We start from the raw sequence: 14,747 nt of genomic DNA, 5'->3' as shown, positions 1-14,747 counted from the left end.
CGCATTCGTTTCACAGTGACGCCGTTTGTGGTTTCGAATGGGCTTCTTGTTTTTCGTAGTCTTCTATTGTGATGATTTCAAGGTCGCTTTTTGGGGTCATGCAACATGTTAGTGCATAGCCGTCTTGTAAATCGTTGTCTGATAAGGCTTCATGCGAACGAATTATTTCTTGGTTATATTCTCCGTCTAGTACCTTGACTTTGCACACGCCGCATCCGCCTTGCTGACAGCCTGTTGGAATCGGTATGAATTGATCACGTGCTGCGCGTAATGGCGTTACATTAGGCCCACAAGCATACTGGAATTGCTGTCCTCTTGCCGTCAATTTTACTTGATACATAAAATTCCCCCTCTCCTTCTTTTTTTATTTATTAAGTTAATGCCTTCATAAAGGATTCTGACAATTCGCGGCGATGATAGAATATCCCTTGGCCGATTTTGTCTTCTGTCCAAGTGATTGTTGGCATATCTGGATAGGCCATATATCCACCGGCATAAGCTTCGTTTCGATTGCCAGATGGATCGAAGAAATAAACCGTTTCTCCTCTTGTAATTCCATGACGTGTTGGGGTAACATCAAACGGCACTTCATACATAGATAATAAATCGGCAGCTTTAAATATATCGTGAACGGAGTCTACATGGAAACCAGCATGGTGAAGTTTTGTATCAGGACCTTTCACGAAGGCGATATCATGAGAACTGTTCGTTGTAAATAAAAAGCTCCCTAATAATTCCTCTCCATCAAGTGTTGTAATTTTTTCACTTTGTCTGAAATTCAGTGCTTCCGTAAAGAATCTTGTGACTGTTTTTAAATCGTCACCTGTTAATAAACAGTGATCAAGACGGTGCGGGGCAATTCCTTTTGTATCTAATGGCCATGGGTGGGGATTAAGTGTACCCACTTTCCTCCCCAGCACTTCAATTTCATGATATAACTCACAGTGATGACCGGTTGGCAAAATGAAATGGACAGCTTCCCCTTCAGCCAATCTCGTTCCATGAGAAATACGTGTTGTCGTACAGCCAAATTCTTCAATTTTCTTTTCATAGTATGCTAAGTCATCTAATGTTTCGACTTTAAAGGCAATATGAACCACGCCGGCTGAATCAGATTTTGTCAAAATCACACTGTGGTGGTCAAATTCATCCCAAGCTTTTAAGTAAACACTGTCTCCTACTCGACCTGTTTCTTCTAAGCCGATCACATTTGTATAATAATTTACTGATTTATCTAAATCTAATACCTTTAACTCGATTCGGCCCATCCGCATTACTCTAGCCATCTTGATTCCCCCCTAAATATTGTTAGATTCATAGATTTAGCTTAAAATTCATCGTAAGAAATATTCGTACCTTTAATTCCACCTTTATAAAGAGCATCACATGCGGTTTCAATCATAATCGGCGGGCCACACAGGTAAGCGTCCATGTTCGAAGTATCATCGAGCTTCCGTGAAATGACATCAGCAATAAATCCAGTTTCTCCGTTCCACTCATCTTCAGAGTCTGGTTGGGATAAGGCCGGAATAAAGTGGAAGTTCGGATGTTTCTCCATTAATTCCATCCATTCCTCTACTAAAAATAAATCCTTTTTCGCACGGGCACCGTAGAAGAACCATACATTACGTTCGAAATCTTCGGAAAATAATTCTTCTAATAAAGCTTTAATCGGAGCCATCCCTGAGCCACCGGCAATGAAAACGAGATCTTTATTACGGTCTCGAAGCTGCATGCTGCCATATGGACCTGAACCTGTTACAACATCCCCTGCTTGTAAGTCACACATATAATTCGAGCCTTTTCCTTCTGGCACACGTTTAATATGAAACTCTAGTAAACTGCCGTCTTGATATTTATTGGCTAATGAATAGGCACGAGTGTCTTCTAGATCAGGAATATCAAATTCAAAAAACTGTCCTGAGGCATATTCAATGCTCGTAGGTTCCTTTAATTTCAATTTAACCATATGGATATCATGGGTAAATGCTTTATTTTCCACGATCTCTGCTTCAAAATCGTGTACTGCATAGAATGGGAGATCTGATTCTTCTTCCTCAACCTCTATTACAAGGTCACTTTCTAACAATGTACTGCACATTAAAGTGACCCCTTCTTCTCGTTCAAAACTCATTAAGGAATATTCGGATACCCGATCCATAATCTCGTAGTCTCCTTCAAGAACCTGGCATTTACAAGCCGAGCAACTTCCGTGACGGCAACCATAGGCGACCTGTATTCCATTACGAATCATGGCATCCAACAATGTTTGTCCTTCCTTGACTTCAATCGTTTTTCCACTTGGCTCTAATGTTACTTCATAAGTTTCAACCGCTGTTTTTGTATCGCTCACCTGCTTCTACTCCCTTCTAGGATTATTTTTTCCGAACAAGAAACATGCTACTTTCACCCAGCGACGATTTTTAAATAATCGCCATTTCGCATCCCAGCTTCTTTAACGGTTACATTTAAAGGTATATTAATATCCCCTGCTTCTCGCTTTATAATGAAACGATAGTTCTTGTTTTGATCCGCTTTATATAAGGCTAAGCATTCGTCTAACAATTCTCTAGCTAACATATCATAACGAGCTCTCATTCCAATATGACTCGTAGATAATTCATTGTCACTTTCTGGTGCCAAAACTGGCCAGACGATCAGATGATTTTTATCTTTTAGGTAGTCCACCATTCTTACCCCCATTCCACATTCTGTTAGAAATACTTTTTATCTAAACCGAGCTCCCTTCGATGTTCCAACCAACGGGCATGTTCATTGGATGAATAATGCTCGCCTGCTTCATGTGGTGATAGACCAGAGTATTTGAATAAGCCGGCAACAGGATCTTCGCCAAATTCTCCATTTAAATAAGCTTCCGCTGGGTACCAAATTTGCATATATTTAAATGGTTCTTCTTCAAAAATATGTTTACATCCAGGCGAACAAGTTAAATAGGTTCGGTTATTATACTCGCTATATTGCGTCCATAATTGTGTAGGATTATCCGGATCCGGAAACTCAGCAGGAACTTGACAAACCGAACAAATAGCCGGGATACCTGGACTTTGATGAGCAAAGACATTATCATCATTTTTACGGAAATATGGCTCATAATATTGATTAAATAATGGATATTCATTGGATAACCATTCATAATCATCCGGCTGTAGTTGGAATCCTCTAAAAAGGTTGGCGTGTTTATACTGATCTAAAATGCGCATAACCGCATGAGAATAATGTTCTTTTTCTTTAATGCTGTCTTCTGCAAACTTTGGCAGGCGGATTCCGTGCTTTCGTAAATCCTTAAACAAGCCATTAAATACTTGCTCCTCTACATAAGTTTCAAATGCCCGCTTCCATGAGATCGGTCGAATGCGAGGATAATAGTCTACAAGTGTCGCAATGACAGAAAACATGCGGTAGGCTCTCCAATACCATTTATCAATCCAGCCTTGGATGAGTGGGACGTTTCGATCATCTTCTTCTAACAGCATTTTTAAAGCAGACATCCCAAGTGCCATGTGTCGGGACTCATCTGATTGGACTGTTTTTCCGACCGCAGCAAAGTTGTCATCCCCTACCGCTCCAGCAGATGAAGCAAATGGTAAAAAGAGAATATTCGTAAACACATATTCAAATGAGAAAGAAATGGCAATTAAGGCTTCAAATGGACCCGCTGTCATCGCATCATCAAAGAAAGACTTTGACACCGTGTTAAACCAGAGATTTTGTGACGTGCTTGAAAAACTATGCAATCCGTCAATTTGTTTACTCATATGAGCATAGTGCTTAATTTCAATTTGAGCATGGCGTAGTTCATCAATTGCCTGATTGAATGTGGCAAAACGGATCGCTTCGATAGGGATATTGCGGCCAACATAGGCCATCAATCGATGTGCAGCATATTCAGCAGGTTGTACAGCTGTCGCAAAAACTTTTACCCCTTCATACCAGCGGGAATCCACGACCTTTGCATGACCATCATTGGCTTCAAACGCATTGCGAACCGCATGATAAATTCCATCTTTTTCCGATTGTATTTTAACATATTGGTTATACGCCATCCGGAATGGGTCTTCCCATCTACTTGGATCTTTGAGAATAATGCCTTCCTTTTCAATTAATGGATAGACTTTATCTATATCAAAATCCTTTGGTTCCCACATTAAGTCCCTTGTCATAGCATGATATTTTTCTTTTAAGCCCATTTTAGACACTAAACATTCCTCCTTATTCTTCCCACTCGATCGTTAACTGTTCTTCATCCCAATCTGTAATAAAACCGAAACAAGAGGACATGACGATATGCACTTGATCCATATCAAAGTCTGCTCCAAGATGTTCTTCGACGGTTTCACGATTTAAAATCATTTTCCCAGGAGCTTTCACCTTTTTATACACCATGTAATCTTCTACAACGACCCCTTCATTATCTTCTTGAACCGCTTGGATAATCGCATGGACGAGACTTCCTCCACTCGTATCTAAATCCATCCCAACATAGGCTTGTTGTTCTGACATCTTCATCCATCCTCTCTTCTAGTTATAGGCGATTTCATAAGGTTTAAAAGGCAGTTTATTTTTCTTATAAATTGGAATAATCGCTTCCTCTTCAATCTTTTTCAATGTTGCTGGTAAGTTCATTTCGATTCCATGTTTTTCAAATAATGGCGCTAAGGCAAGAACAGCTTCAAAGGCCTTCGGGTACCATTTCTCTACCCATTCCTGAATAATTTCTGCATTTGAAAGAGTTTCCTCCGGTGTTTCTCTTGGGTCACTTAACGTTCTACCCCAACGGTAGTCGCCCTCCCACTCCTCATAACCTAAAGCCTTTAAATAATCCCAGCGGCTTTCTGCTTGATCTTGCGCCAATAATTTAAAGAGAGCGAAAGCCCAATCTCGATGCCAATCCAATTGTTTTGTAATCACAAAGTTTAACATTGATAGATGGGTGTCTCCACGTTTGACCGCTTCTTGATTAAATTCACGATATATTAAGTTTCCTAGTAAAAGATCAAATGTTAAATTTTCAGCAACAAGCACTTCAGCCCAGTCTTCTGTTACGAGAATCTCTTCCACATAGCTTCGTAATGGCTGAAAGGCTGGCTCATTTAATAAGACTTGTTTCCCATGATCAAGAAAGTCACCATGATGTTCCTGCATATTCATCGCCCATTGCGAGATCCACTGGGCTCTTCCTGTTTTGTCATACGCTTGGTAGGTTGCACATTGCTCAATGGCCGAACCTAATGCATAGCGGATTACATATTGCATTTGGACGTTCTCGCCATATTCTAAATGACGAAGAGGGGTGTAAAGGTCCCTAAGGGCATCGGCCCATTGTGGTGATAGATTTTTAATAATCCCAAGCTGATCCGCATAGTTGAATCCGTTTTCAATTTCTTCTGCTAGTTTCTTTCTATTATTGACATAAGTCGTATACCAAAACTTCTTTGGATCTCGGAAAGCTTCCCAATCAGAAGATTTTAATCTTGTGTAACGTGGATCATAAATATCAAAGTCTTTCCCATCATAAACATGCCGATATTGCATATGAACATATGGCTGTTGTCTGACCGTCACTTCTTCATATTCATTCTTCGTTTTAAAATCCCACGGCTGATCCCTTAAATTCTTTTTGAAAGTAGGTTTGTTTGCCATTCATTATCCTCCTTATTACGTATCAAATTCGCCTTGGCGCATTTAAGTTTTAAAGAAGTTTTCACCAGCAGGGGATGACCATCCCCCACTGATGAAGTTTCATCTTATTGTCCTTTTGACAACAATGTTTTCGATATCTCTTGATCCAATTCCTCAAATTCGTAATAGGAGATGGTCTCGTACAATTCACTTCTTGTCTGCATATCGTCCAAGCCATCCTTCTGGGATCCTTGTTCCTTAATGATTCCAAAAATTCGTTCATATGCTTTGGCGGCTACCCGTAAAGAGGTTACAGGGTAAATCACCATTTGGTAGCCCATGTCTGCAAATTGAGCCGCCGAGTAATAAGGCGTTTTTCCGAACTCTGTCATATTTGCCAGTAACGGCACTGAAATTGATTGAGCAAGCAAGCGAAATTCTTCTTCTGACTGAAGGGCTTCAGGGAAAATAGCATCAGCTCCTGCTTCCACGTATGCTTTTGCACGCCCAATCGCTGATTCTAAACTTTCGACTGCACGCGCATCTGTGCGAGCAACAATCACCAAGGTTGGAGCTACTTTTTTAATTGCTTTAATTTTTTGTACCATTTCTTCTGTAGTAACGAGTTTTTTTCCGTTTAAATGACCGCATTTTTTCGGAAGCTGCTGGTCTTCAAGTTGAACAGCAGCAACATCCGCTTCCCACATTTCCCGAGCTGTTCGGGCGACATTCAAAACGCCTCCAAACCCAGTATCAATATCCACTAATAGGGGCAGGTCAGTTGCACGAATGATTTCTTTCGCTCTTTGTGCGACTTCGGCTGAAGTAACAATTCCTAAATCCGGTAAGCCCATGCTTGCGGTATAAGCAGCACCTGACAGATAGAGCGCTGAAAATCCAGCTTGTTTGGCAACAAGGCCAGCCATTGCATCATGTGCACCTGGAATTTGCAAAATTTCAGGCTCATTCATGAACTCTTTAAATCTAGCAGCTAATTCTGCTTGTGATGAAGGTTGATCTACAATCCAAGCCATTTCCCTTCCCCCCTAAATGGATAATAAATCCATAAATTCATTGACAGACATATTTGTTAAACGATCGGCGTTTAGGCACACCTCTTCAATGTTTTTAATTTGTTTTTGTGAGTAATGAGTTTCAATATTAGCTGAAAACTTTTTAATCACTTGTGGAATCGCTTCATCACGACGGAAACGATGTCCTAATGGATACTCACATTCCACTACTTCTGTTTGAGTACCATCTTTAAAGTGAATTTGAATCGCATTGGCAATTGAACGTTTATTTGGATCTAAATAATCAATGCTATACTGTTTATTTTCAACGACGATCATTTTATCTCTTAACTGATCTACACGAGGATCTGATGCCGTTTCGTCTTCATAATGGTCAGCAACAATGTCTCCAAAGAGCAGTCCAATCGCAGTAATATATTGTAGACAGTGATCACGATCTGCAGGATTGTGTAACGGACCTTCTTTATCAATAATTCGGATGGCCGATTCGTGAGTAGCAATCGTAATCTTATCAATTTCATCTAGACGGTTCTTCACTTGTGGGTGAAGCTCTACTGCACATTCCGCAGCCGTTTGGGCATGGAATTCTGCTGGATACGATACTTTGAAGAGAACATTTTCCATCACATAAGAATCAAGCGGACGTGCCAGCTTCAATTCCTGTTTATTAAATAAGACATCTTGGAAGCCCCAGCCTGGTGCGGACAGTGCTGTAGCATATCCCATTTCCCCTTTCAAGGCCGTTAACGCTAATTGAACCCCGCGGCTTGTGGCATCACCTGCAGCCCATGATTTACGTGATCCTGTATTTGGTGCATGTCGATACGTACGCAAGCTGCTATTGTCAATCCATGCATGGGATAATGCATTAATCACTTCTTCTTTTGTTCCTCCTAATAATTTTGCTACAACGGCTGTTGTGGCAATTTTGACGAACAGAACATGATCAAGACCGACACGATTTAAGCTGTTCTCTAAGGCCAGTACCCCTTGAATTTCATGTGCTTTAATCATACTTTCTAAGACTGTCTGCATTGTTAACGGATCTTTTCCTTCTGAAAGTCGGACGCGGCTTATGTAATCTGCCACAGCTAAAATTCCGCCTAAGTTATCGGATGGGTGTCCCCATTCAGCTGCAAGCCATGTATCGTTATAATCAAGCCAGCGAATCATCGTACCAATATTAAACGCTCCCCTGATCGGATCAAGGACATAGGAAGTGCCTGGTACTTTTGTGCCATTTGGAACAACCGTGCCCGGTACAACCGGTCCTAATAATTTTGTACATTCCGGATAATTAAGAGCCAATATTCCACAGCCAATCGTATCAATCAGCACATGGTGTGCCGTGTCAAAAGCTTCTTGACTATGAATCTCTTTGTTCATGACATAATCTGCAATATCCTCTAGTAATTGGTCTGTTTTCTTCAGTTCGTTTGTTTTAAGCATGATTATCCTTCCCTTTCCTTATGAATTTGTTATGATAGGAGTAACCTGAATGTCAGCCAGAATATTCAGGTTACGGTGAGCGGTTTTACTTGCTTACGGCGTGACGTTCACCCGTATAATGAACTCGTGGTCGGAACAGACGGTTATTGTCATGCTGTTCAATTACATGTGCACATAGTCCGACTGTTCTCGACCCGAAAAAGATCGGCGTATAAAGGGGAATCGGAATTCCAAGCATCCAGTAAACAGGTGCTGCATAATAATCTAAGTTTGGATATAGACCTTTTTCCCTTTCCATTAACCTTTCTCCCGCTTCACACATCCGCAGTAACAGGTCGTCCCCTTTTATTTCACTTAACTCTTTTAACGCTTCTTTCATCATTAGCGCACGCGGGTCTATTTTCTTCATATAGACACGATGTCCAAAGCCCATTATTTTTTCTTTGTTTAATAGTTTTGTTTCTAAAAGTGCTTCAAACTCCTCCACTGTTTCTGCCTCTAGCAGCATATGCATGACTGCTTCATTTGCACCGCCATGCAAATTCCCTTTTAAAGAGGCTACAGCTCCTGTTAAGGCTCCATACAGATCAGACTGAGTTGAAGCGATTACCCTTGATGTAAATGTAGAGTTCGGCATTTCATGTTCACTGTATAAAACGAGTGACAGATCAAATATTTTCTCCTGGAGGTCTGTTGGTTTTTGACCTGTAATCATATAATAGAAATTAGCGCTGTATGATAGTTCTTGATCTGGTTGGACAAGCTCTTGGTTGGTGAGAATCCGATAACTATTTGCCACAATGTTAGGGATTGTTCCTAACAACCGGTATGCCCGTTCTTTATTTGCATCTAACGCACGATTGTCAATATCATCATCATATCCTGAAATAAAGGAGATCCCTGTTCGAAGGGCGTCCATTGGATGTGTCTGTTTCGGCAGCAGTTTAAAAACTTCATAGATGGCTTCTTGCACTTTATAGTAGCTTTTCAGCTTATTTTCTAATTTCCTTTTCTCCTCTTGATTCGGAAGTTTGTCCTCTAGCAATAAATGAACAATGTCAAGGTAGCGATATTGTTTCGACAATTCTATTAAGTCATAGCCCTTCATCACAATTTGCCCTTGTACCGTATCTAGGAAAGAGATCTTTGTTTCTGAAGCAATCACTCCATCTAAACCAGGGAAAAAGTTTTCAACTTGAGTCATCTTGTTTCCTCCATTTCATATCAATCTATTAATTTAAATGTATTTCACGAGTTTATCAGGCTTAATGGGCAGTAAGACCTCCACCACAAAATTCTAAGTATAATAAAAGAAGATAGGCGGGGGATCAACTGCCCGTAAAAGCTCCGATTGGTTCAACTAACCATCAGTGGGGGGGTGAAAGAAATCCCCCACTGATGGAAGTTTCACTTTATCGTTTGATTGGCCTGAGAGCGTTTTTTCTTCACGGATTCTCCAGCAATTCCCCAATGTTCTGGTTGCATTTCCTGTATCATGACACGAACACTTTCAAGCGGTGCCTCTAACACATCTGATACTAACTCAGATACTTCTGCAATTAATTTTTCCTTTTTCTCGGGCGAACGCCCTTCTACTATATTGATTTGGATAAATGGCATGATCGAGACTCCTTTCACTCTTTTACTGAAAACGAATAAAAACGTTTTCATTTCTACATTCAAATAATAGAAAAATAGTTGATTAGCATCGGTCACTCTTTAATTGAATTATTTGAATTTTATTTATGTAGAAGTTGAATTCTTATCTTTATATTACAAATTTTAACCAATTCGCACAATAACATGAATATTCTAAAAATTTTTGTTTTTTAGAAGGTATCTGCTAGTTTTCATCAGATTAGGTCATTTTTCCCGCTTCTTCCTTCAGATTGATCGATAAAACAAGAAGGAATCGTCGAAACTGGTATAAACTTTTTTTAACGCAAAAAAGCCCTTTGCATGAGGGCTTTGACAGAATTCTATACATCTATTCAGTTTTATCCAAATCTAAATCACCGATCAAAATTAATGACTGCAGCGCTAAATAAATCTGGTAGTTATAAAATGGGTCTCTAAGATTGTGTCCCAGAAACTCTTCTATTTTCGAAATTCGGTACCGTAATCCGCTGAGTGATAAGGCATTTTCATTTGCGGTTTGTTCCAGATTGCCTCCATTTGCAAGAAATAGATACAATGTTTTCAATAATTCTAGTTTTTTATTCGTTAACGGATCAATGAGTTCACCAAGCAAATTTGATGCTACGAGCCGAATGTCTTGTTTATTATTTTGATTAATTAAGGGACCCACCATACCAAGTGAATCAAACTTCATGATGCGATGATTCATTGTCGCCATTCGTAAGGCAGTAAATGCTTCATTATAACTATCATTTGCCCTGCCGATTTGATTTGTTTGTTTGCTCACTCCGGCATAAAAAACTACTTTCGGAAATTGGGTTGAGAGATAATCCAATACATCCTCAAGATATGGTTCAATTCCTTCATGAGTCATATAACTCGTAGGAATCAGCATAATCACACTTTTTGTTCGATGCCCCACTAAGATGTTTTGCTTTTTACTTTTAAAGTAATTCGTTATTTCTTTTAAAAGTTGTTCATGGAAAATAAATTCTTCTTTTAGATTTTGTTGCAATCGATACTGGATAACCACCATTCGATAACTTCCTGAGAGGTCGACTTGGATAAAACTTGCACGTCTGAGCACCTCTTCTTCATCCAAATAATCTCCCCTTAGAATTTCATCAAAAAAGCTTCCCATCATCCGCTGTTCTGTCTCAAATTTTGTCACTTCATTGAGCAGGTAATGGGAGATCACTAAAGAGGTCCGTTCTAAAATCATTTTATGAAATTGCGACTGTTCGACATGATCGTCCATATAAATAAATGTACAATATCCTTTTATCTTTCCTTGTAAATAGATCGGTGTGATCAAACGGGTATGATGCTCCATCCGAATACAAGTTGTTTCATTTATATTTATGTTCCATTTCCTTTTCGTTTTCATTAAATAGGTGACAAATTCTTCATTGAGGCTTTCTACTGTGAGACTGGACATTCCAATATAGGCAAGGGGATGATGTTTTTCATCTGTAATCATTCCTGGAGTATCCGTTTCTTTAAAAACAACTTCTGCAATTGAAGTTAAATCATTCCCTTGCAACAATTCATCCGTCAACTTCTTATGAATGATTGTACTTTTTTCTAAACAACTTTTTTCTTCAAGAAGTTTTTCATATGTCAACTCTAACTCTTCCACAATGGGTGATTCTTGATAAAGCTTTAGCTCCTCATCTACTTCTCCATTCCAATAATCCAATGATTTCCCAATCCATCTACAAAATTGATCTCCTTTTGCTTGACACGAAAGCTCTTTAACGATTACCATTTGATTGCATATTTTTGTTAAATAGCCACTGGCGTAGCCAATGAGTGTATAACACACAGACGAATGAGATTGTCCATATCCCCTCATGTATTCTTCTGCTTCATAGGAATTTTTCCATATTCCTTCCATATGAACGGATATCTTATCATTCTCTACCTTCATTTCTAGTTCTGTAACCTCAATATCGGCATTTCCTCTTAACCGATGGAGGATCGGACCATAATAGATGGCTTCTTTTTTGTCTTGCAAATTTTTCTTTAATACTTTGTTAGCATCCTCCTGTCCATTCTCCCAGCCATGACGGAATAAAAACCCTTTCATTCTTTCACTTCCAATGTTTTGAATTAAATTCTTTCGAAGGGTTCTAAAGGCAGAAATAGAAATTAGTATGGAGCGATCGTCACCTAAGTAAAGAGAGCCATTGTTTTCGACATGAAGATTTTTATTAAAATGAGATTCCGTAAACATCTATACACCACTTTCTATTTGACATTTAACTGTAGTCTAAGAAGTAGAGTGATACTAGGATGGAAGTTTTTTCATTTTACCCTTAGTACATATTAATCCGTCTATCTTCAATCCATATTTTAGTCGGTTGTCTAAGGTAGCACTTGCTTAAATGTGGAAAATGCGGTTTCAGTTTTGTGCAAGCAAATTCGATTGTAATCTTTAGATGTTGAAACGCTTTATATACTGTCTAATTATTATTTTGCAACAGTTACTTGAATTTTTCAACAGTTACCCGAATTTTTCAACAATTCAGTAGAAATACTTACAATTTAATCATCTCCGACTAGAATTCAACCGTCTTCTAGTTACGTAATCATTTTCGAAAACAGGAAGGACCTATTAGATACTTTCTCCCTCTTAACTGGAGAAGAGAATAGCTATAATCATGTTAAAGTAGGAATTGCTCCTGCAGTGTGCTATACTTAGTCTACCATTTTTACTATTACTGATTTGTGTTTCATGATTGTTGTAAAAGCCCTATTCATAATGAGTAGGGCTTTTATTCCGTGTATCCTTTTGAAATGGAAATTCTGTCTCCTTAAAACAAATAAAAAAAACAGACCCCTTACTTAGGGTCTGCCATTTACTAAATTAAGCTTTTTGAACATTTGCAGCTTGTGGGCCACGTTGACCTTGTTCAACTTCAAATGTTACACTTTGACCTTCGTCTAAAGATTTGAAGCCTTCGCCTTGGATAGCTGAGAAATGTACGAATACGTCTTCTCCTGCTTCACGCTCGATGAATCCAAAACCTTTTTCTGCATTAAACCATTTAACTTTACCTTGTTCCATTATTGTTGCCTCCTTGTGTGAGTCTCCACACATTATGTTACTATCCTTGCTCAAAACTTTAGACGAAAAACAAAATATATTCTCAATCTGAAAAAAGAACAAAAATAATTCTTTCTTAGAATAACAGACATCTTACGAAAAAGCAAATCATTTTTTAAATTTTCTTTTCGAGTAAAGTAATACTTCCATCAGTGAGGGGTCTTTTCCCCACCGATGGACAGCCTGAGATTCGCAAGATGCTAGTCACAAAGACATTGCTGCAGATGTAATAGTCTGTTTTCAACTTTCAGAGTTTCACGGGAAGTTAACCCCTCCGCTTCTATTCTGAAATAGTACTCAGAATCTTGAGTTAGGGGCAAATTTCTAATCGATTACTTCATAAACTAATGTGGGTCTTTCAACCTCATTTTGTGAAACGGAGAAGGCTTCATCGATAAGCTTCTTCACTTCTATTACTTCCTGTTTGTTGCTATGAATCGTCACAAGAGACTCACCCTTCTTGACGTTGTCACCGATTTTCTTCCTCAAAACAAGGCCGACTGCTAGGTCAATTTGAGACTCTTTTGTGATGCGGCCCGCTCCTAATAGACTCGCTGCTACCCCGATCTTGTCGGCAATAATTTCTGAAACGACTCCATCTTCCTGCGCCTCCACTTCAAAAGTATAAGATGCAGTTGGAAGTTTTGTTGGATCATCCACAACAGTAGAATCGCCGCCTTGTGCAGCAATAAAGGTCTTAAACTTTTCAATTGCTTTTCCAGTATGGATTGCGTCCTCTAGCATTTTTCTCGCTTCATCATAACTTTCTGCTTTTCCAGCAAGATAAACCATTTTACTGCCAAGCGTCAGGCATAATTCATGTAAATCCTTAGGTCCATTTCCATTCAGTGTATCAATCGCTTCTTTGACCTCCAAAGCATTTCCAATCGCATAACCTAAAGGTTGACTCATATCTGTAATGACCGCAATGGTTTTACGCCCAGCCCCATTCCCGATTTGCACCATCGCATGAGCCAATTCCTTTGCATCTTCTAAATTTTTCATAAAAGCACCTGAGCCTGTCTTCACATCCAACACGATGGCATCTGCTCCTGACGCAATCTTCTTGCTCATGATCGAACTAGCAATTAGTGGAATTGAGTTCACCGTTCCTGTCACATCACGCAGCCCGTAAAATTTCTTATCCGCAGGGGTTAGATTTCCGCTTTGACCCACAACTGCCACTTGATTTGCGTTCATTAAACGATGAAAAGTGTCATTATCGATTTCAACTTGAAAGCCGGCAATCGATTCTAATTTATCAATCGTGCCTCCTGTATGACCAAGTCCTCGACCAGACATTTTGGCAACAGGTACGCCAACAGATGCAACAAGTGGCGCAAGGATCAGTGTTGTCGTATCCCCCACCCCGCCTGTACTATGTTTATCCACTTTAATCCCTTCGATAGAGGAAAGATCAATGACATCCCCTGATTCCACCATGGCCATCGTTAAATGGACTCGTTCAGAAGGGGTCATATCTTTAAAATAAATAGCCATGGCAAGAGCCGACATTTGGTAATCAGGGATGCTTCCATCTGTGTACCCTTTAATGGCAAACTCGATTTCTTCTCTTGTCAATTCCAATCCGTCCCGTTTTTTTTCAATAATATCAACCATTCTCAACTTAAAATCAACCCCTTTGTACTTAATTTTATAAGCTCTTATAAAAACGTTGAGGTAGACAAACGCTACTTCAACGTATACTTTTTTATTATGCGCTTACCTTTACATTAGTTGCTTTATTGGATTTCTTTTCTCTTTAAAGCTTACCGCGAAATTGACTCCGAGTACAACTTATAGGCTGCAAATTCTAACGAAATAAACAAGTCTTAAATAAAAAAGGAACAGGATCTCCGCGTGTGAGACCGTGCCAG

14 protein-coding genes are annotated in these 14,747 nt (G+C 39.3%); all 14 read right to left on the bottom strand.

The features are described 5' to 3' along the window. Positions 1-10 precede the first annotated feature (10 nt). Entirely contained in the window at positions 11-325 is a 315-nt protein-coding gene (locus tag R4Z10_RS09965; protein ID WP_338473012.1) for a 2Fe-2S iron-sulfur cluster binding domain-containing protein, read from the bottom strand. Positions 326-371: 46 nt separating this feature from the next. Beyond that, positions 372-1,286 carry a catechol 2,3-dioxygenase gene (locus tag R4Z10_RS09960; protein WP_338473011.1) on the bottom strand — a complete coding sequence of 305 codons (915 nt, stop codon included), beginning with the start codon at positions 1,284-1,286 and terminating at the stop codon, positions 372-374. A gap of 41 nt (positions 1,287-1,327) precedes the next feature. Further along, the gene (locus R4Z10_RS09955) at positions 1,328-2,353 is read right to left on the bottom strand and encodes a 2Fe-2S iron-sulfur cluster-binding protein (protein ID WP_338473010.1); all 1,026 of its coding nucleotides are present in this window, start codon (positions 2,351-2,353) and stop codon (positions 1,328-1,330) included. Positions 2,354-2,406: 53 nt separating this feature from the next. Beyond that, entirely contained in the window at positions 2,407-2,688 is a 282-nt protein-coding gene (locus R4Z10_RS09950; RefSeq protein WP_338473009.1) for a hypothetical protein, read from the bottom strand. Between the two features lie 26 nt (positions 2,689-2,714). Next, positions 2,715-4,208 carry a YHS domain-containing protein gene (locus R4Z10_RS09945; protein WP_338473210.1) on the bottom strand — a complete coding sequence of 498 codons (1,494 nt, stop codon included), beginning with the start codon at positions 4,206-4,208 and terminating at the stop codon, positions 2,715-2,717. Between the two features lie 22 nt (positions 4,209-4,230). Then, positions 4,231-4,521: an MmoB/DmpM family protein gene (locus tag R4Z10_RS09940; protein WP_338473008.1), complete on the bottom strand. Its 291-nt coding sequence runs from the start codon at positions 4,519-4,521 to the stop codon at positions 4,231-4,233. A gap of 18 nt (positions 4,522-4,539) precedes the next feature. Next, positions 4,540-5,661, bottom strand: coding sequence for a toluene hydroxylase (locus tag R4Z10_RS09935; RefSeq protein ID WP_338473007.1), 1,122 nt, complete (start codon positions 5,659-5,661; stop codon positions 4,540-4,542). A gap of 104 nt (positions 5,662-5,765) precedes the next feature. Next, complete coding sequence (gene prpB, locus R4Z10_RS09930) at positions 5,766-6,674, bottom strand: methylisocitrate lyase (protein ID WP_338473006.1); 909 nt, start codon at positions 6,672-6,674, stop codon at positions 5,766-5,768. A gap of 12 nt (positions 6,675-6,686) precedes the next feature. After that, positions 6,687-8,123, bottom strand: coding sequence for a 2-methylcitrate dehydratase (gene prpD, locus R4Z10_RS09925; RefSeq protein WP_338473005.1), 1,437 nt, complete (start codon positions 8,121-8,123; stop codon positions 6,687-6,689). An 85-nt stretch (positions 8,124-8,208) separates the two neighbouring features. Next, positions 8,209-9,327, bottom strand: coding sequence for a citrate synthase (mmgD, locus tag R4Z10_RS09920; RefSeq protein ID WP_338473004.1), 1,119 nt, complete (start codon positions 9,325-9,327; stop codon positions 8,209-8,211). 203 nt (positions 9,328-9,530) lie between these two features. Then, positions 9,531-9,743: a 2-hydroxymuconate tautomerase gene (locus R4Z10_RS09915; protein ID WP_338473003.1), complete on the bottom strand. Its 213-nt coding sequence runs from the start codon at positions 9,741-9,743 to the stop codon at positions 9,531-9,533. Positions 9,744-10,110: 367 nt separating this feature from the next. After that, the gene (locus R4Z10_RS09910) at positions 10,111-11,997 is read right to left on the bottom strand and encodes a XylR N-terminal domain-containing protein (RefSeq protein ID WP_338473002.1); all 1,887 of its coding nucleotides are present in this window, start codon (positions 11,995-11,997) and stop codon (positions 10,111-10,113) included. Positions 11,998-12,630: 633 nt separating this feature from the next. Beyond that, entirely contained in the window at positions 12,631-12,831 is a 201-nt protein-coding gene (locus tag R4Z10_RS09905; RefSeq protein ID WP_338473001.1) for a cold-shock protein, read from the bottom strand. 363 nt (positions 12,832-13,194) lie between these two features. Beyond that, complete coding sequence (locus tag R4Z10_RS09900; protein WP_338473000.1) at positions 13,195-14,496, bottom strand: pyrimidine-nucleoside phosphorylase; 1,302 nt, start codon at positions 14,494-14,496, stop codon at positions 13,195-13,197. Positions 14,497-14,747 lie beyond the last annotated feature (251 nt).

The organism is Niallia sp. XMNu-256 (assembly GCF_036670015.1).
Lineage (GTDB): Bacteria > Bacillota > Bacilli > Bacillales > Cytobacillaceae > Bacillus_BD.
This window is presented reverse-complemented; position numbering and strand designations above follow the sequence as displayed.

Coding starts and splice junctions, on each gene's coding strand:
- R4Z10_RS09960 (WP_338473011.1), bottom strand. CDS start 1,286: ATGGCTAGAGTAATGCGGATGGGCCGAATCGAGTTAAAGGTATTAGAT.
- R4Z10_RS09945 (WP_338473210.1), bottom strand. CDS start 4,208: ATGGGCTTAAAAGAAAAATATCATGCTATGACAAGGGACTTAATGTGG.
- R4Z10_RS09940 (WP_338473008.1), bottom strand. CDS start 4,521: ATGTCAGAACAACAAGCCTATGTTGGGATGGATTTAGATACGAGTGGA.
- R4Z10_RS09935 (WP_338473007.1), bottom strand. CDS start 5,661: ATGGCAAACAAACCTACTTTCAAAAAGAATTTAAGGGATCAGCCGTGG.
- prpB (WP_338473006.1), bottom strand. CDS start 6,674: ATGGCTTGGATTGTAGATCAACCTTCATCACAAGCAGAATTAGCTGCT.
- prpD (WP_338473005.1), bottom strand. CDS start 8,123: ATGCTTAAAACAAACGAACTGAAGAAAACAGACCAATTACTAGAGGAT.
- mmgD (WP_338473004.1), bottom strand. CDS start 9,327: ATGACTCAAGTTGAAAACTTTTTCCCTGGTTTAGATGGAGTGATTGCT.
- R4Z10_RS09915 (WP_338473003.1), bottom strand. CDS start 9,743: ATGCCATTTATCCAAATCAATATAGTAGAAGGGCGTTCGCCCGAGAAA.
- R4Z10_RS09910 (WP_338473002.1), bottom strand. CDS start 11,997: ATGTTTACGGAATCTCATTTTAATAAAAATCTTCATGTCGAAAACAAT.
- R4Z10_RS09905 (WP_338473001.1), bottom strand. CDS start 12,831: ATGGAACAAGGTAAAGTTAAATGGTTTAATGCAGAAAAAGGTTTTGGA.